We start from the raw sequence: 14,516 nt of genomic DNA, 5'->3' as shown, positions 1-14,516 counted from the left end.
TTACTGCGCTACACGTAGATCGATGGCATGGTCATTGGTCTGCTGACAAATTGACTTAATTGAGCGTGGAAGCGTTCCATTTCATCTTGGGAACATTTTTCCCATTCCAGAGCTTCACCCGTGACACCATGATGCTGAAAGGCATTCAAACGAATGTTGACCGATTCTGGCAACGATTGCAGATAATGCCCCACCGTTGCAACTTCCGTATCTAAATCGCTTTTACCCGGAATATGAAGCAAACGCACTTCGTACAACTTGCCTACTTGCGCTAAATACTGAATGGTTTGGAATACTCGGTGGTTATCTCGCCCGACTAACCAGTGGTGCGTTTCACTTTGCCACGATTTAAGGTCAATCATCGCACCATCCATGTACGGCAAGACTCTTTCCCAACCTACGGTGGATAAAGAACCATTGCTATCGATGAAGCAAGTGAGATGCTGCAATTCAGGATCGTGTTTGATCCCTTTAAACAGCGCCATAATGAAAGGGAGTTGTAAGGTAGATTCCCCACCGGATACAGTAACACCGCTAATGAAAAAGCGCTGTTTGCGTATCAAATCGAGCATTGCCTCCACAGAGTAGTCAGAAATTTTAGGATTAGATTGGTGCTGACATATCTCTATACAATGGTCGCAGTGGGTGCACTCCTCTTTAAGCCAAACAACGTTGTTGCTTTCGTCGAACTTCAGTGCGCCAGCGGGACACTCACTCACACAATCACCACAATGATTGCAGTGATTGATAGTGTGTGGATTGTGGCAATTGATGCACTGATAGTTACAACCCTGTAGAAAGATGACTAGACGGTTTCCCGGTCCATCAACACAAGAGAACGGAAGGATACGAGTTACCTTAGCCAAGAGGTTTTCCGAACGTCTAGTCATCTTATTCTTATCCGTCACCCATTACTTAGCGTAAGTCGGTGACATTTCGTGGCTCACCACACGTGGTGAACGCTCTAAAATACCGGTGTTCTTCGCCGCTTCTGCGCCTAGGAACGTCGTATTAGTACGTGATCCTTCTGCATCGAACTTTGCGATATCTGACAGTTTGACCATGTAACCCGTTACGCGAACCAAGTCGTTTGACGCAACGTTTGCCGTGAACTCACGGTATCCAGCATTCAATGCGCCTTTACACAGGTTGAACATCGCTTCTGGGTTTGATTTCACTGTTTCGTCGATAGTCAGAATGTCACTGATGCCAGAACGGTAGTATTGGTGATGACCTGCCGTTGCTTGCACGTAAGACACTGGATCTGGTTCGTTTCCGTAAGGAATACGAACGCCCGGTGTTACATCCAAATCTAGGCTGATACCGCCTTGTGCGTGCAGCAGTGCTTTGCCCTCTAGACCAAACTTCACTGGTGTGCTTTCGACCAATTCAGACAATTTTGCCGAGATCGCGTGACCGAGCTCGTTTGCCGTTGCATCTTGGCCGTAACGGCTTGCACTGCCCTCTTTTTCTAGTAACACATTCACTGCTTCTGCCATACCGTAGATGCCATACATTGGCGCAAAGCGAGATTCTTCGATCAAGCCTTCTTGCGTTAGAAAGCCTTTGAAGAACTCAGATTTTTCATGCAAATGTGAAGCGCGTGCGTCCATCAGCTCAACCATCAAGCCGTGATATTCTGGCAGCACGTTATTAAAGAAACCTTCACGGCTGTCTGCACGATTCGCCGCTTCTTTTAGGTTCATACGCACTAACGTGTTTGAACCGCCAGCCAATGGCAAAGAGTTGTAGCAGCTCACAATACCAAAGCGAGCACCTTCGTAGGCATTCGCGTGCATTGGGTAATTCGCGATGTGTGGCTTGCTGCACTCACAAATGTTTTGTGTTGCTTGTTTTAACAAAGCGTCTGGTGTGACTACTTCGTCGTACATGAACGTTAGGTTTGGCGCGATCTGTTTTAGCTCGGCGTCAACTTTCAAAATCGTGCGGCAAATGATGTTGTCCGTCGGACCAATGTTCACGTGCATAAACGCGTCTGGCAACGTGCGATCCAGCATAATCCAGAAGTGTTTCAGTTTTTTGTAAATTTGCTCGTCAGTAAGATCACCGACGTAAGGCATCAACACATCATCAAGTTGACCTAGGTAAACCGGAATGCTGGTTACCGAAGGCACGTGATGGTAAAGGATGGTCAACATGTTGATCGCATCATCAAAATCTTCTGCTGGAGCTAACTCCAAGTATTCAGAACCTTGAGAAAGAAATTTTGCGTAGTCTGGCAAAACATAGCGCGGCTTAAACGGCGCGTGACCTTCAAACATGTCACATATGACGCCTTGCTGCATCGCTTGGCTTACCTCGTCAGAGACGGTCATATATGGAATTGTGGCTTCGGCTTCCAAAGCAAGAAAGTTTGATTTCTGTTTTGGAGACAAGTTGCTATCGGTCGCGATAGCAAGGAAACGCTGCTGAAGATCAGAAAGGCTTTGAGTCATCTATGATGTTCCTGGAGAAAATACAACGAATACGCCCTTTCGAATCATTTGTTGATTTCAAATCATCGTTTGAGGGGACACGTTGAATTTTACGCTCCAAGAGTCTTTGCCACTAATGAAAAAAACCAAAACGCCGATTTCCATTTTGGAAATAAGGTTTTTCTAATTTAGTCTAAGGTTTAATAGCTTAGATTAATCCGCTGTTATTTAGCTTCGATGCGCGGTCGACAAAGCCACACCAGCGCTGATGAAGACACCACCTGTAAGACGGTTGAACAATTTAGCTCTTCCCTTTGCAAATAACCAGTTTGATGTCCTCACACCGAGTAATCCATAGAAGGTTAACCAACTCAGCTCGAACACCACAAACGTACTAGCAAAGATCATGTATTGAGTGAATAGCGATGCAGAAGGGTCAATGAATTGAGGAAATAGCGCGGTAAAGAATACAATGGCTTTCGGGTTGCTTGCACCAACGATAAAGCCACTTACAAACGCGCTGAGATAACTAGAAGAAGACTGTTCTAACTTTGCTTGAGAAAAATCCGTCTGTCTGGATCGTAGAGCTTGGATACCTAGCCAAACCAGATACCCCGCACCACACCATTTGATGATGTTAAAGACCAACTCCGAAGAAGCAATCACGACGCCAAGGCCAGTAAAAGACAAAGTAAGAATGATGGTGATCGCGGCTAAGCTACCAAGTGCCGTCATAAAGGCGTGGCGAAATCCGCTGCTAACACCTTTGCTTAAACAAAGTAGCGAACTAGGCCCAGGAGAGGCAGTCAGGACAAGTATTGCGAGGGTGTAATAAATCCAAGTATCGAGTGGCATTGGCGCTCCTTTCCAATGTACGGATAAATGAGTGAATCACGTGGGATAACAGCCTTACTCAACGTTTCTATCCATGAAACATCACGTAGAGGGCTCCACATCATTCTGCTCATAACTGAACTAACCCAAAACCAATCGTACTCCTCAATAAGCGTTCCGAGTAAGGAACCAGAGCGAGAAGCCAGAGCAACAAACATGCCTCCATTTATCTATCTTCTCGTTCACGTTGAGTCGTTTAGTTATGCAATAAACATACTGATAATATGCAATCGTGTAAAGTGATTACTTATTGGACAAGCATCACAAACAAGCAAACTGACTGCACATTAATCGTAGAATGGCTTCGGATCGACTTCTAACGTCGAAGGCGCCACTGCTTTTTCGATAGTGTGGGCGCTGTTTTTCAAATCGACCATTGCCACATCAATATAGCGTTTGTATTTGCGAGAGTAGAAACACTTCACTATCGGTTTCAGAGCTTGAGATTCATTCGATGTCCAGACAATACCGACACGCCCATCACTTAACTGAACAATAGAACCGACTGGGTAAACGCCGATGCAGTTAATAAATTTATACACCAGTTCAGGATCAAGGTGGAATGGCGTCAAACTCAATAGGATTTTGAACGCCTCTGCCGAACTCATGCCCTTTTTGTAAACACGGTCTGCGGTCAATGCATCATAAATATCGACGATACAGCTCATGCGGCCATGCATTGGGATCTGTTCACCAGATAAACCTAGTGGATAACCGGTACCATCAAGTTTTTCATGATGCATTAAGCATACATCGCGGCTCACATCGGCAAGCCCTTTCACACCCACGATAATTTCACCCGCAAACACCTGATGCAACTTCATATGCTCAAATTCTTCAGGTGTGAGTCGTGCTGGCTTATGTAAAACCTCATCATCAACTTTGATTTTACCCACGTCATGAATAATCCCGCCGATAGCAAGCTGTTTGAGCGTTTCTTTATCCAAACCTAAATGCTTACCAAAAGATACCAACAAACATGCGACGTTAACGGAATGCTCAAGCAAATATGAATCTTTTTGGCGCAGCGCAGACACACATTGAAGCGCATCAGAATCAATAAATACGCTTTCGATCATGTCATCCGCCCACGATTCAATTTCGTCGACTTCAATGATCTTGCCTTCAAAGGTTTGGTTCAGCAGTTTTTGAGCTAAACCTTTCGCTTCTGCAATCAGTTTTTTGGCTCGCTTGTGCTGGGCTTCTCGGGAACGAAACGCGCGCTGAATTTTCGGTGTGGTAATAACGTCAGATGCCGCTAACGTGACATCATGTTCCTCTTCAACAGGGTTGAACACGCACTCCTGAGCAGAAAGTTTCTGATCAACCCACACAAACTTCACCCCACTGGCTTGCAGCTTTTTAATACCTTGCGAAGTAGAAACGCGTCCGGCATTGGCCAAGTTCACACGTTTATTTTGTTCGATTGCAGTAACGAACATACCGATACCGATATCTGCAATCGAAATTTTTATTGAGTCTTCTGGTTTGTACTGCATATCGCGAAACTTGTTAACATCTATTATTTAGCAAACGCATTATAAGGGATCTGACCATTCATCGTTATAAGAATTCACTATCAATTAAAATTAATGAGTATTAAGTCAATATATGAGACATTCGCCTCCCTAAAAACCACTTTTAATTTATGGACTTAGTCCAATTTATCATCATCTCTTGTCTGATTTTTGATAATTTGGGTGTTGAATCAATAACTCTTTCGTACAAATGGTATTTACTGTTGACTAAGTTTTATAAATGCCGATTATTAGTCGCATTACTCTAATATAATTTCTATTCCACATAAGCGAAGTCAGCTCATTAACATCACAGCTAACCAACCTGAATCGACTTGTTTCGTATGCAGTGTGAAAGGATAACCGCCCAAAATGTCATCAGCGTGTAGCTCGACTTATCTATTTATCTTCAACGCTGCTAGGATTGCGGAGGAAGCATCTTGACCACCAACAAGGTTGATCAAACCATTTCCGAACACGATCGTGAGTTTCTTCAGATCGTAGAGCAACGCTTCATCCACATCTTCGATGTGTTTAGTGAAGGACTCTTTTACATGGATGAGTTCGGCACTATGGCTTTCTATAACCAGCGATTCTATGAGCAATTTGGCATCAATGCGGGCCGTATCAATCTAGATAGATGGTTGGACTTAGTGCACCCTTTAGACAGAGAGCGTCTGTCTAAGCGTGTCGATGCCCATATCAACACCGACAACACGCGTGTCACCACTACCTATCGATTGCGTAAACCCAACGGACAATACGTATGGATTGAAGGTGTTGCGATGACCAAAGAAACCGAGCACGGCCACTATATGGTCGGCAGCCATCGCGATATCTCTGAGCGAAAACTAATGGAAAGCTACATTCATCAAGTGGCCTTTCATGACAACGCTTCCGGTATGGCAAACCGTGCACATCTGCTTCTCAATATCGATGAACTCGTGAAATCAAACCGTAGCCAAGCATCGATTTTTTATATCCAGATAGAAGAAATCAAATCTTACCTCAACCAGTATGGTAGTGAGCTGGTCGATGGCTTAGTCGAGAAACTATTGCAGACACTCAGCCATTTGCCTTCGCCCAACTGCACCGTTTACCGTGTTCATGATGATGATTTCGCTATTTTGGTGCTCGATGAAATACCACTCGAAGATTTGCACACTTATGCACAAACCATCAAACAGAATTATCATGATGCGGTAGTCGAAGAAGGCCAATATTTGGGCAGTAATATCAGTATCGGACTCTACCCTTCTATCGATCCTGAGCACTCAGCTGAAGAAATTGTCCGCAAGGCCGCACGCACCTGTCAATATGCCAGCGAGAAAAACAAAGATCGCATCGCGGTATACAGCCAAAAAACGCAACATGCGGTGGACCGTTACTTCTTTATTGAGCAAGGCTTGAAAAATGCACTTGAAGAGAAAACACTGAGCGTGAAATTTCAGCCGATTGTCCGAGCATCCGATTTACAAGTGGTCAGCTTCGAGTCTCTGGTACGTTGGCGCAGTAAAGAGTTTGGTGAAATCTATCCTGATGAATTTATTCCTGTCGCAGAAAATAAAGGCTTGATAGTCGAGCTGGGGTACCAAGTCTTTGAAAAAGCTTGCAAGTTCATTAAAAGCTATCGTGAACGTTATCAGAACCAAGTGCGTGTGAACGTGAACGTGTCGGTATTACAGCTTCTCAATAGTGAGTTTCCGAGCAAGATAAAAGCAATGGCGGATAAGGCAGGCGTCGAACCCAAAGCGATCGTTCTCGAACTAACAGAAACCTTTATTCTGGATAATAACCAAGCGGCTATCGCCCCCCTCAACACATTAAGTGAACTCGGATTTGCGCTCTCACTCGATGATTTTGGTGCAGGCTACAGTTCTTTGAATTGCTTCTTCGATTTACCGATGACGCAAATCAAGATAGATAAGTTAATGGCATGGAAGACTCTAACAAACCGTTCGTCTCGAGAGTACTTGAAATTCTTGATCAGCATGTGTTTTGAGCAGAACATTGAGGTGGTCATCGAAGGAATTGAAGATGCTAAAATGCGCGATTTTTTTGCTGAGATGGGTGTCGATTACCTGCAAGGCTTCTGGTTTTCTAAACCTTTATCTGTCGCAAGTGCGAGTCGATACACCTTGAGTCAATAATCACTCCAGTTAAAAATCGCGAGAATGCATCCTGAGCTAAACATCCTACTCAGCTCAGGAGCATTCGATTATCTCAAGCGGTCAAACACGACATTCTGATCTAAGTGCTCGTGGTATTCGGTGTAGTCTAAGCCCATATCGAAGATGTACTTTGTCACCAAGTTTCTCACACACTCCACCAATTGCTCTGCCTGCCAAGGTTTTTCGAAGTAACGGTCGATACCCGCAGAGTTAATCGCATTGATGGTGTCCGTGTGCGTCGCCTGCCCGGTTAGCAATACTTTTCGAGTGCGTAGAAAACGACTGTCTTTAGAAATTTCTGTTAACAATTCCACACCAGTTTTACCTGGCATCACATGGTCAGAAATAATAAGCGCAATCATCTCTCCGTCTGCATCTAACTCATCCATTAATTCAAGTACTTCATCGGCAGACTCGCAATCTTCAATGTTGAGCCATTGGCCTAACGACTGTAAGTCTTGCAGAACCGCGCTTAACACCTCTCGCTGGTCATCAACGCAAATTAAATTAAGCTTGTCCATGTTCATCCTCTACCGGTAGTTTAATTCTAAATATGGTTTTTTCACTGTCACTTTTCACCGCGATTGAGCCGTTATAACCCGCCACGATGCGTTTCACTATCGACAGCCCTAACCCCAATCCAAACGACAGACCACCTTTCTTAGTGGTGAAGTTTGGTCGGAAAATCTTTCTACGTGTAACTTCGTCAATCTCAGGACCATTGTTGGTGATAGTCACTAGAATCTTGTTCTTGCTTACCCGCGTTTGTATCTCAATCGCTGGTGACTCAGTCTCTCTTAGCGCGTCACAAGCGTTCTTCAAAATGTTGACCCAGATTTGCACCAGTTCGGTTTGCGAGCCTACGAACAGAGGTAAATCAGCCGGACTAAAACGCACACTTACACGTCTTAAATCGCTTTGTAGCAATGCAAGTGCTTGGTTTATCGAGTCATTAACTCTGAGCCCTTCTTCTTTGTCTATGTCGGTACGACCTAATTGCTTCACTGACTTCACAATGCCAACGGTGTGCTTTGAGGCAATGCGTAAGTCGTGCAAGTCTCGGCCCATCTGCCAGTAACGAATCGCTTCTTCTGGACGCTTTAACCAATGCTCATTGAGATAATCGGTTGGCACAGCGCGAGCTAATTCTCGGGCCAGATCTTTTGGCAAACCATAGAACTTCTCAAAATGGCGCCCTCGCGTTCTTGCTTCACTCGATGAGATTTTCTGCCCTTGCATCAAACCGAAATCGAAGAACTGGCTTGCCTCAGGATGGACCTCTTCGAGCAATCCCATGATCACCGACTCCAAACGCTCTGATTTGCTGCTCACCACACCAATAGCATTGTTGAGCTCATGGGCAATGCCTGCTGCAAGTTGGCCAAGTGTTGTCATTTGCTCTGCGGTATGCAGCTTTTGCAATGCCTTCTCTTTACCCAGCGCTTCTTGCATCGCTCGGCGTTGACGGCGAGAAAGCTCGTTGACCATCACCGGCATAAACTGTGCAGTTAAAGGACCATACTTACCTGCTTCGACCGCTGGCGTATTGCGCTCAATCCACGCTAACTCAACGTCCGTTTGAGCAATCACCGTCGAAGAGGCAGTCCACGTTCCAGAGAAGAAACTGTGCACGCCAATAAACGCGCCCTTAGATGCCGCAAATACTTGAGTCTGCTTTTTGCCATCCTCAGAGAAATAACCGGCAAGCTCTCCAGACAGCACGTAGTAGAGTCGCTCGTTGTAGCCGTCTTGCTCAATCAATACCGAGCCTGCCGATACCGTAATGCGACGCTCGATATGATTGAAATAACGCTCCACCAGCGTATCTAATTTACTTTCGTACATGACTTAACCAATGTGTCCAACGGTGTGAAGGATCCACACCATCAAGAAACTGAGCAATACACCTACTACACCTAACACGACACCAACACGCGCCATTTGATTAGTTTGCACATGCCCTGTCGCATGAGCCAATGCGTTTGGTGGCGTACTGATTGGCAGAGACATACCAAGCGAAGCTGCAAAGGTCACTACGAGAATCAACGTCACTTCACCACCGAGTGGTGTTAACGATGCCATTGAGGTACCAAGCGCCGCCATGATTGGCATCAGTAAGTTGGCCGTCGCCGTGTGAGACATAAAGTTCGCCATCAGCAAACATAAGAACGCCGCACCGAACAGCACTACATAAGGCGAGAATTCATCAAATGGAATGCTGTGAACCACCAGCCTCGCCAAACCTGTCTTGTCTAGTGCAAGACCCAACGCAATACCGCCAGATACCAACCAAAGCACGTCCCAAGAAATCTTCTTCAGATCTTCTTTGTTGATGATGCCCGTCAGTGAAAATACCGCGACTGGAATCAAAGCCACCGTGTAAGAGTTCATACCGTGCGCCGAGCCCATCAACCAGAGCAGAATCGTGCCTGCAAACGTGATGTACACAATGATGGCTTTCGGTGTTTTCAAGAATTTACTCTTGATGTTGAGGTCAATTTTGGTCGTCTCAGCTTTGTAGAGAAAATCGATCAGGAACCATGCTAGTGCCATCATCACAATGACAAACGGGACGCCAAATACCATCCATTCACCGAAGGTAATGAGGTTATCACCCACTAGGTATTTCAATGCAATCGCGTTCGGTGGTGTACCTATTGGAGTACCAATACCGCCGATGTTTGCTGCGACTGGGATACACAACGCAAACGCAATGCGCCCTGGATCTTTCGGGCCAAACACCGCGATAACCGGCGTCAAGATGGACAACATCATTGCTGTCGTTGCTGTGTTCGACATGAACATCGAGAAGATTGCAGTAATCAGCATTAAACCCAGCATGACGTATTTCGGGTTTTGTCCAAACGGCTTAAGCAGCACGCGCGCTAAGTTGACGTCCAATCGATACTTGGTGGCCGCCATCGCGAGGAAGAATCCCCCTAAGAACAGCATGATGATTGGGCTAGCAAACGTCGCCATGATGTCACTGTATTGCAGTAACTCACCAAAATGAGGCTCCCCTTCATCAAGCCGAAAGAAAATCAGGCCCTTGTTGGAAACGAGCAACAACTCAAGCACGATGATCACCACAGAGGTGGCGTAAATTGGGATCGGTTCAAATACCCAACAGAGTGCAGCAAGCAAAAATATCGCGATAACGCGCTGCTGAATGATGGTCATACCTTCGAATGGAAACACTGACAGTGGCATCAACAAAATGAGCAAAGGGATCACCGTTGGGATGATGTATTTGAGATAAGGGCGCATAGTACTACTTCTCTTCCTGAGATGGTTTGCCGTGAGATAACTGACGTAAGGAGCTGTTTTAACTGGCTTCCTTTTTCGCCACTCCGAAGAGAAATTATGCGCGCGCTTTTGAGGAGAAATTCTGGTGTTAGATCAATGAACTCTTATTCACCGCAGAAAACATGCGGTATCTGTGTTCAAGCTCACTAATTGAGCGAGGATTATTTATTGATCACACATCCTTTTTGTCTAAGTGCCTTTCCATTACATAGTTGGTTAACGTAGCACCGCGGACTTCGATTTGCTGCTCGTTCACGACAGTAAAACCCATGCGCTCATAGAAAGGACGAGCGGTAATACTCACTTCTGAATAGATCCTATCCAGCCCTTTTGCGTCTGCTTGCTTGATTACATGGGTCATCAATGCACGCCCTACGCCTTGCCCTTGATATTCATGATGGCAAAAAAAGTGGTCGACTAATCCACTAGGCTGCACATCGCTATAACCAACGATGACACCATCTAGCACAGCGACAAACGGCTGGATAGATATCATCTTCTTTAACCACAGTTGGGAGTCAAATCCCTCTTGCGCCCAAGCCTTCACTTGTTGCTCGGTATAATCTCTGCGATTGACGTTTCGGACCGTGTTAAAGAAAAGTGCCCAAAGTTTCGGGGCATCTTCTTCTTGAAAGTCACGAATTATGATCATACGTCCTCCAATAAATCGATCTGCATTAATTGGCCACGTTCACTTGGTTCCCCCACCGGACGCCAGCCATTTTTGTAATAAAAACGTTCACCTGCATCATTACCGGGTATGTAGCGTAATCTCGCGTACGTACAACCACCATCAGCAAAACGTTTTAGCAAGAAGTCTTGTAAATGCTTGCCTAACCCTTGATTTCGAAACTTGGGTAGTAAATAAAGCAGATTAATGTAGCCAAATCTTAACCCTTCATCATCAAGAATTGGATGCCGGCATTCCAGTTGACCAATAATTTCACCATCTTTGCTCACATGAAAGAACCCCGCTTCAGGATCTTCTGCAATAGACGCAAACCAAAAGGTAATTTCTTGGGTATCAAACCCATTTTGATGTCCAAAACTCACCTCATACGCATCTCTGCGAAACGCGATGCATAAATCCAAGTGAAGAGATAAATCGACAGGGAGAAATTCCATTTAAGCTAACCCTTTTATTGCTTAATCATTCGCTATATAGATATTCGTTATTTTATATAACCATAAATTCAAGAATTTTATATTTCAACCGTCGGTCATTTAAAAACATGCTTTTATAGGAGAAGTTATTATGCATGCATCATCTGTTTCCCAAAAACCGACACAATTTGGTTATTACCTTGGCGTATTTGGCGTTGCCCTTGTTCTTATTTGGTTAGGTATTTATAAATTCACTCCAACCGAAGCCAAACTCATTGAACCTTTGGTGGTAAATCACCCTGCCATGTCTTGGCTATATGGCATCATTTCCGTTCAAGCCGTGTCTAATATCATTGGCTTAACCGAAATCATCGTCGCACTCGGCCTATTGGTTGGATTGAAAAAACCAACCGTAGCCTACTGGTCCGGTATCGCTGCAAGCGTTATCTTCCTCGCGACACTGAGCTTCCTAGTTACGACACCAAATACATGGAAAGTTTCCGACGGTGTTTTGATCGCGAACTTTTTCCTTGTAAAAGATATTCTGTTCTTAGCGATTTCAATCAGCGTGGTTGAGCGAAACAAACCAAGTTTGACGCCAGCTATCGCCTAGTTTTAGGAAAAGTATCGAGAGATAGAAAAGAGAAAGCGCCATGACGATATGGCGCTTTTTGTTTGCCGTAAAAACGTTTAACCCGACATCATCACCGCTTATTGTCCACCCCAATAGTATCAGCAGAGCCTATTGATGAGTTTCTACATTAAAAACGAAGGCCAGTCAGAAACTGAGCAACAGCGAATAAAGGGACGGACCACGCGATGACGCTTCGATAAGGCAACATATGAACGAGGAGAGACGGATAACGTATCAGTTCCATTATTTGAAGGTGAGTAAGTAAATGCTGCTCTGGGCTTGAAAAACATGCCCAAAATCGCCGGGTAAAAGGGTGAGCAAAGATAGCGTGCAAATAGCTGGAACAGATTGACCATATTCCTAGAAAACCAACTAACTCAACGAGAAAGAATACTTCTAGGCTAATAGGTAACACGGAAGGTCCACTTAGCAATACAATGGCTAGAAAAAGCCAAATCTTACGGTTCATCTACACTCCTTGTTCCGTGCTCTCTTAGCGCATTTAATCCTTCCAGCGCCTTTAACGTTGATGCCTTCAGAAGGGGCTTGTCGTATTTTTTTCTGATGTTGAGAGCCGCATTAAACAGCGATTCTGCCTCTTTCAATCGCCCCTGCTCTACATACAACTTGCCCAAATGCTGATAACTAAAGCTCAAATACAGCTCAGTGGCAAACGCTTGGCTTTGTATAAACACGCTCGTCGCCTCATCATAGTCCCCTATATACTGTTTTGATGTTGCGACAACGTGCAAAGCCCAAAATTGATGCTTATGGTCCAAAGCACTTTTCGCGACACGCTCCCCAATAGTTATTGATGCTCGGTAGTTGCCTAGCACTCGTAAGCTGTCAGACAACAAAATTTGTTGCCACTGTAACGCCTCTGAGTGCCTTCGAAACCAAAAGAGAAGACATTTACTCCCGCTTTTACACAATCGAGTAACCGCACCTAAGCTGGGCCTATCTCTTTGAAATTTCATCATTGCCATTTCGGATTGTGATTTGTGCGTCCTCACTGCTATAAATGACTTTGCTTGGCTTACCATCAACAAAATGCAGCGCGGCATAATCACTGAGGCCGTAGCAGGTCGCATCAAGATGACTATGAGCAAAGCGCTCGAATAGGTCGTGTTTCTCGTCGTTCTCAATAAAGTGAGCAGATGCTAAACCTCGTAAAAGACCGATGCCTTTGATGATGGAGTAAGCCTCTGGATCGCTGTCTGTAATCCCATAATCAAACCAACAAATGGCGCCTGCACTCATCCCACAAAGTATGATGCCGCGGTTGTAACACTCTTTGAGAATGTCGTCGATACCCCATTCTTTCCATAGAGCCAGCATAGAACGGGTATTGCCACCGCCAACGTAAATCACATCTTGCTCTAGCAACTTGGTTCGCCAGCCTTTCTCTAACTTGAACAGAGGAAAGTGTGTAAGGTGTTCGCTCAGCTTAGCATTGTGGAAACGGGTGATGACTTCTTCCGAATCTCCGGTTGCGGTAGAGAGATAACAGATTTTCGGGTTCTTCTTGCCCGTTAAAGACAAGATGTATTGATCGAGTTGGCTTGGGATCTCTCCCATCATCCAACCGCCTCCGCCAAGAACGACGCAATGTTTTTGCAAAAGATGAGTTCCTTCTATTTTGGCTCAAACCGATAATGACCGATTATAAGGTAATCAAACAACATATCCTCCAGTACGACACCTCCTCCTATATTGTGAACAATCAAAGGTCGTCGTTTGTCTGTCGATAAGTCATCGGCAACGATACCAATATGAGGGAGGTTCCCAGGGAGCATCCACGTGACAACGTCACCAGACTTGAAATTATGACCATCATTCGAGATAGGTATTTCTACCCCATGACGTTGAAAGAACATTTGTAAATTTGGAACTCTGCGATGATCAATATTTCTATCAGTACGAGTTAAGCCCCAGATTCGTTTGGATGGATATGCAGAAAAGTTATCTCTCATGTCTTCATGAACAAGGACTTGGAGATCGACACCTAGTTTTCTATAGCTACGAATAATAACATCGGTACACACCCCGATATCAGAAGCAACATCGCCATTCGGGTAGCCAATTTGGTAATAACTTCCATCATAAGTAATGTCGTACTGTGTTCGTTCTTTTGCTGCCTCAGCAAGCGAAATAGGTTGTTCTGCTATAGCTGGCAAGCTAACAAGAACCGCCCACATGACAATGAATTTTCCCATAACAAGTTAAAGTCCTTTTCATCAAAGCCACCCAATACTTCAACACTATTTTATCGGTTGCAGAGAGATTGACTTTAGGTTGTTCGATAAGACCAATAAGAATTGCTTTTAAACTGCGTAAACTTCTCGGTAGAGTCAAATTCACCGACGGGCTTTTTATCTAATGTAGGACACGCTTCAAGTTGATTTCATATAATTTGTACGACCAGAATCAAAAAGCTACCCCGAGATTAGCTTTA

Annotated in this window: 14 protein-coding genes; 2 read left to right on the top strand and 12 right to left on the bottom strand. The window is 44.8% G+C overall.

Features of this window, described 5'->3' with window-relative positions; all coding sequences use genetic code 11:
- Window positions 1-8 precede the first annotated feature (8 nt).
- The 4 genes from ITG12_RS01795 to ITG12_RS01780 form a co-directional block, all read right to left on the bottom strand.
- Window positions 9-890, bottom strand: coding sequence for a YjjW family glycine radical enzyme activase (locus ITG12_RS01795; RefSeq protein WP_248873478.1), 882 nt, complete (start codon window positions 888-890; stop codon window positions 9-11).
- Between the two features lie 21 nt (window positions 891-911).
- Window positions 912-2,456, bottom strand: a complete 1,545-nt coding sequence (locus ITG12_RS01790; protein ID WP_042601295.1) for a YjjI family glycine radical enzyme — start codon at window positions 2,454-2,456, stop codon at window positions 912-914.
- A 207-nt stretch (window positions 2,457-2,663) separates the two neighbouring features.
- Window positions 2,664-3,290 carry a LysE family translocator gene (locus ITG12_RS01785; RefSeq protein ID WP_042601294.1) on the bottom strand — a complete coding sequence of 209 codons (627 nt, stop codon included), beginning with the start codon at window positions 3,288-3,290 and terminating at the stop codon, window positions 2,664-2,666.
- A gap of 326 nt (window positions 3,291-3,616) precedes the next feature.
- The gene (locus tag ITG12_RS01780; protein ID WP_038881843.1) at window positions 3,617-4,828 is read right to left on the bottom strand and encodes an HD-GYP domain-containing protein; all 1,212 of its coding nucleotides are present in this window, start codon (window positions 4,826-4,828) and stop codon (window positions 3,617-3,619) included.
- A 458-nt stretch (window positions 4,829-5,286) separates the two neighbouring features.
- On the opposite strand from ITG12_RS01780, the gene ITG12_RS01775 reads away from it, so the two are divergent.
- Complete coding sequence (locus ITG12_RS01775) at window positions 5,287-6,996, top strand: EAL domain-containing protein (protein WP_038872184.1); 1,710 nt, start codon at window positions 5,287-5,289, stop codon at window positions 6,994-6,996.
- 68 nt (window positions 6,997-7,064) lie between these two features.
- Here ITG12_RS01775 and ITG12_RS01770 read toward each other — a convergent pair whose 3' ends face one another.
- The 5 genes from ITG12_RS01770 to ITG12_RS01750 all read right to left on the bottom strand — a co-directional run bounded on the left by ITG12_RS01770 (window position 7,065) and on the right by ITG12_RS01750 (window position 11,448).
- On the bottom strand, window positions 7,065-7,538 hold the full coding sequence (locus tag ITG12_RS01770; RefSeq protein ID WP_038872181.1) for a response regulator: 474 nt from the start codon (window positions 7,536-7,538) through the stop codon (window positions 7,065-7,067).
- Window positions 7,525-8,862 carry an ATP-binding protein gene (locus ITG12_RS01765; protein ID WP_038872180.1) on the bottom strand — a complete coding sequence of 446 codons (1,338 nt, stop codon included), beginning with the start codon at window positions 8,860-8,862 and terminating at the stop codon, window positions 7,525-7,527. The genes ITG12_RS01770 and ITG12_RS01765 overlap by 14 nt, the downstream gene beginning before the upstream one ends.
- Before the next feature lie 3 nt (window positions 8,863-8,865).
- Window positions 8,866-10,284, bottom strand: a complete 1,419-nt coding sequence (locus ITG12_RS01760; RefSeq protein WP_248873477.1) for an SLC13 family permease — start codon at window positions 10,282-10,284, stop codon at window positions 8,866-8,868.
- Window positions 10,285-10,495: 211 nt separating this feature from the next.
- On the bottom strand, window positions 10,496-10,975 hold the full coding sequence (locus ITG12_RS01755) for a GNAT family N-acetyltransferase (protein ID WP_042601291.1): 480 nt from the start codon (window positions 10,973-10,975) through the stop codon (window positions 10,496-10,498).
- Complete coding sequence (locus tag ITG12_RS01750; protein ID WP_042601290.1) at window positions 10,972-11,448, bottom strand: GNAT family N-acetyltransferase; 477 nt, start codon at window positions 11,446-11,448, stop codon at window positions 10,972-10,974. Before ITG12_RS01750 ends, ITG12_RS01755 begins: the two co-directional genes overlap by 4 nt.
- Before the next feature lie 130 nt (window positions 11,449-11,578).
- Here ITG12_RS01750 and ITG12_RS01745 point away from each other — a divergent pair, with 130 nt between their 5' ends.
- A complete protein-coding gene (locus ITG12_RS01745; protein WP_042601289.1) occupies window positions 11,579-12,040 on the top strand; it encodes a DUF417 family protein in 462 nt (153 codons plus the stop codon).
- Between the two features lie 479 nt (window positions 12,041-12,519).
- Here ITG12_RS01745 and ITG12_RS01740 read toward each other — a convergent pair whose 3' ends face one another.
- The 3 genes from ITG12_RS01740 to ITG12_RS01730 are packed head-to-tail and all read right to left on the bottom strand — an operon-like array spanning window position 12,520 to window position 14,277.
- Window positions 12,520-13,041, bottom strand: a complete 522-nt coding sequence (locus tag ITG12_RS01740; protein ID WP_248873476.1) for a tetratricopeptide repeat protein — start codon at window positions 13,039-13,041, stop codon at window positions 12,520-12,522.
- A complete protein-coding gene (locus ITG12_RS01735; protein ID WP_248873475.1) occupies window positions 13,019-13,681 on the bottom strand; it encodes a peptidase E in 663 nt (220 codons plus the stop codon). The genes ITG12_RS01740 and ITG12_RS01735 overlap by 23 nt, the downstream gene beginning before the upstream one ends.
- Window positions 13,682-13,695: 14 nt before the next feature.
- Complete coding sequence (locus ITG12_RS01730; RefSeq protein ID WP_248873473.1) at window positions 13,696-14,277, bottom strand: DUF1287 domain-containing protein; 582 nt, start codon at window positions 14,275-14,277, stop codon at window positions 13,696-13,698.
- Between the last annotated feature and the right edge of the window lie 239 nt (window positions 14,278-14,516).

It is taken from the genome of Vibrio sp. ED002, from assembly GCF_023277445.1.
Lineage (GTDB): Bacteria > Pseudomonadota > Gammaproteobacteria > Enterobacterales > Vibrionaceae > Vibrio > Vibrio jasicida.
This window is presented reverse-complemented; position numbering and strand designations above follow the sequence as displayed.

Bases quoted from the DNA above. Each gene is read 5' to 3' on its own strand.
- ITG12_RS01795 (WP_248873478.1), bottom strand. From the start codon at position 890: ATGACTAGACGTTCGGAAAACCTCTTGGCTAAGGTAACTCGTATCCTT.
- ITG12_RS01790 (WP_042601295.1), bottom strand. From the start codon at position 2,456: ATGACTCAAAGCCTTTCTGATCTTCAGCAGCGTTTCCTTGCTATCGCG.
- ITG12_RS01785 (WP_042601294.1), bottom strand. From the start codon at position 3,290: ATGCCACTCGATACTTGGATTTATTACACCCTCGCAATACTTGTCCTG.
- ITG12_RS01780 (WP_038881843.1), bottom strand. From the start codon at position 4,828: ATGCAGTACAAACCAGAAGACTCAATAAAAATTTCGATTGCAGATATC.
- ITG12_RS01770 (WP_038872181.1), bottom strand. From the start codon at position 7,538: ATGGACAAGCTTAATTTAATTTGCGTTGATGACCAGCGAGAGGTGTTA.
- ITG12_RS01765 (WP_038872180.1), bottom strand. From the start codon at position 8,862: ATGTACGAAAGTAAATTAGATACGCTGGTGGAGCGTTATTTCAATCAT.
- ITG12_RS01760 (WP_248873477.1), bottom strand. From the start codon at position 10,284: ATGCGCCCTTATCTCAAATACATCATCCCAACGGTGATCCCTTTGCTC.
- ITG12_RS01755 (WP_042601291.1), bottom strand. From the start codon at position 10,975: ATGATCATAATTCGTGACTTTCAAGAAGAAGATGCCCCGAAACTTTGG.
- ITG12_RS01750 (WP_042601290.1), bottom strand. From the start codon at position 11,448: ATGGAATTTCTCCCTGTCGATTTATCTCTTCACTTGGATTTATGCATC.
- ITG12_RS01745 (WP_042601289.1), top strand. From the start codon at position 11,579: ATGCATGCATCATCTGTTTCCCAAAAACCGACACAATTTGGTTATTAC.
- ITG12_RS01740 (WP_248873476.1), bottom strand. From the start codon at position 13,041: ATGATGAAATTTCAAAGAGATAGGCCCAGCTTAGGTGCGGTTACTCGA.
- ITG12_RS01730 (WP_248873473.1), bottom strand. From the start codon at position 14,277: ATGGGAAAATTCATTGTCATGTGGGCGGTTCTTGTTAGCTTGCCAGCT.